The following is a 2,693-nucleotide window of genomic DNA, read 5'->3' as shown; positions in this document are numbered from 1 at the left end:
GTATTTCGGTGATTGCGATCGCTCGTTTCCCCCCTGGACAACGCACTAAGCGATTTTTCAATACGAAAAGTTATCCGTGTGAAGCTAAATTAGTACATGACCAAACACGGAATTGTCCAGAAACGTGTCAGAAATTGTTAAGGCAGTAGTTAGTTACTGTGAGGTTTATGGTTAATACTGCATTGTATTAACATTTCTTATAATTATTGTAAGGGCGATGTTGTCATGAAAGCCTTCCAGTATTAGTTCGGAAACTAATGTTTTGTCTGATGAAAATTAAAGCTTGCACATAATGGCAAAGATTCGACATTAACGCTTGAGCGCCTTAACGAGAATCCAAATTATCAAGTTGTCGGTTTGTACACGACTTACGTAGGGAAAGAAGTCCCTTTCCAAGCAACGCCGCTTCACGTAGTACAAATGCAAGCAGAATTACTTGGCTTCCCTCTCATTACTATCGAGCTGCCCGAAGTCTTTCCGAGTAACGACCTTTATCAATCGGCCATCGTTAATGCGTTACAAAGTAGTGGTCTAAACGTAGAAGCCGTCGCATTTGGCGATATGTTCTGCAATGGTATTGCCGATTATCGTCGTAGCTACATTGAGCCAGCAGGATGGGAATGTGTCTTTCCTCTCTTAGGGGAGAATAGTTTGAGTTTAGCGATGGAAGTCATAGAGCGTGGTATTCAAGCTATGTTGATATTGAGCCAGCAGGATGGGAATGTGTCTTTCCTCTCTTAGGGGAGAATAGTTTGAGTTTAGCGATGGAAGTCATAGAGCGTGGTATTCAAGCTATGTTGATCACCATAGACGGAAGTGTTCTCTCTCCAGAATGGTGTGGTCGTTGGTATGACCAAGTATTAATCGAGTCATTACCACGTCATATTGATCCATGTGGAGAAAATGGTGAGTTCCACACATTGGTGACATCAACCCCATCATTTCAAGGACATATAGAACTGACTAAGCTTGAAGTAGAAATAGGGGAGCGATTTAGCCATCAAAGATACCGCGCCAAAGCATTGCCAAAACAAATCTAACCAGTATGATCGCCGAGTCTCTATTCATCAGGTAAGACTCGTGCGAGCATCAAGTAAGAAAAAAGTTCTAGTGTTTGATTCCGGTGTCGGCGGACTGTCAGTTTTCCAAGAAATTCACCAACTCCTTCCACACTTAGACTACTTCTATCTGTTCGATAACGAAGCTTATCCTTACGGCGAACTCGATCAGAATGTGCTTATCTCGCGCGTCAATCAGCTGGTTTCCGCATTGGTGGCAGAGCATCACATCGATATCGTCGTCATTGCGTGCAATACTGCCAGTACAATCGTGCTGCCGTCATTGCGTGACAACTTATCAGTGCCAGTTGTTGGCGTCGTGCCTGCCATCAAACCGGCCTCCCTACTAGCGACTCAGGGAGTAGGGTTAATCGCAACGCCTGCGACCGTCACTCGTCAATACACTCATGAACTGATCCGTGATTTTGCACAAGGTAAGCCAGTTGAATTGCTAGGTTCGACGCGTTTGGTTGATATGGCAGAAGAAAAGCTACGTGGTGAAAGTGTTCCTTTGGATGAACTGAAAAGTATCTTATCGCCGCTATGCAATAAAGTAGACGTCGCTGTACTTGGTTGTACACACTTCCCACTAATCAAAAACGAAATTCAGCAAGTGCTGGGTAGCAACGTCGTTTTGATTGATTCTGGGGAGGCGATAGCGCGCCGGGTTAAAGCATTACTGTCTTGTGACGAGCTTGAAGAGAAAGAAGAAGGGATAAAACGAATCTTTGCCAGTGCACCTCCTTGGCAAGAAGATGCACTGAACATTTGTCTGGCGAAATTAGGATTTAATCCAGTTCAGATTTATCGCCATCTGGGTGTTTCGGATCGTTAGCAATACGAACTTTAAGTGTTCGCTCCATATATTCCCTTTCATTTAACTTCGCGATAGCCGGTTCTGCGTCAGCAGCGGCCATAACGACAAAACCAAACCCTCTTCTTTTACCTGTGCGTTTATCTTTCATTAAGCGCACAGCAAATACCTGCCCATACTCTGCAAATAAATCACGAACGTGACTCTCATTTGCTTTATAAGGAAGGTTACCGACATACAGCGTTTTAGTTGAAGGATCAGATTCCGTTGGTTGAATAGATGGTGTTTGGCTAGAAAATGAAAATAGAAAAGCAGTAGCGGCAACACCGATAAGAAAGCTCAAAGCTGGTGGAATAGCGAATTGAGAGAATAGCACTCCCCCAATGACGGCCAGCCCGGCAGATAGGATCAGATTTTTTTTAGACGTCATTTTGATTACTACATATAGATAATAAAGAGATCGATTGTCTATTTAACAGAATAGACACATGAATCTTACGTATATGGTTGGTGTTTTTCCAACCAATTGCTGTGATATGTCTCAAATGTGACGAAGAAATATGCAAATTTCGGCGTTTTGATGGATTAATGAACGGTTGAAAGTTTTTTTGCAAAAAACGCTTGTACTAATTTCTCAACTCCCTATACTGCGCATCCACCGACACGGAGTGAGACGAAAGTCACACAGCGAGTCGGAAATTGAGAGAAAAGAAATTTGAAAAAAATGCTTGACTCTCTCACGGTGTGAAGTAAGATACGCACCCCTAACGACGAGCAACTAAGTTGCTGAAAATGTTAGAAAAGCTCTTTAAAAATAAGAA

2 protein-coding genes and 1 pseudogene are annotated in these 2,693 nt (G+C 42.9%); 2 read left to right on the top strand and 1 reads right to left on the bottom strand.

Annotated elements, in window-relative coordinates:
- Positions 1–291: 291 nt before the first annotated feature.
- Positions 292–1,040, top strand: a pseudogene (locus tag NL646_RS23195) (hypothetical protein); the annotation flags it as partial.
- Positions 1,041–1,080: 40 nt separating this feature from the next.
- Positions 1,081–1,893, top strand: coding sequence for a glutamate racemase (gene murI, locus NL646_RS23190; RefSeq protein WP_068863490.1), 813 nt, complete (start codon positions 1,081–1,083; stop codon positions 1,891–1,893).
- Here murI and NL646_RS23185 read toward each other — a convergent pair.
- Positions 1,847–2,302 carry an RNA-binding protein gene (locus NL646_RS23185; protein WP_005480876.1) on the bottom strand — a complete coding sequence of 152 codons (456 nt, stop codon included), beginning with the start codon at positions 2,300–2,302 and terminating at the stop codon, positions 1,847–1,849. The genes murI and NL646_RS23185 overlap by 47 nt on opposite strands.
- Positions 2,303–2,693 lie beyond the last annotated feature (391 nt).

The organism is Vibrio sp. Y20_XG_PY13, from assembly GCF_024181925.1.
GTDB classification, from domain to species: domain Bacteria; phylum Pseudomonadota; class Gammaproteobacteria; order Enterobacterales; family Vibrionaceae; genus Vibrio; species Vibrio parahaemolyticus.
The sequence above is the reverse complement of the archived record's forward strand: the minus strand, read 5'-3'. Positions and strand labels throughout refer to the sequence as shown.

Bases quoted from the DNA above. Each gene is read 5' to 3' on its own strand.
- NL646_RS23185 (WP_005480876.1), bottom strand. From the start codon at position 2,302: ATGACGTCTAAAAAAAATCTGATCCTATCTGCCGGGCTGGCCGTCATT.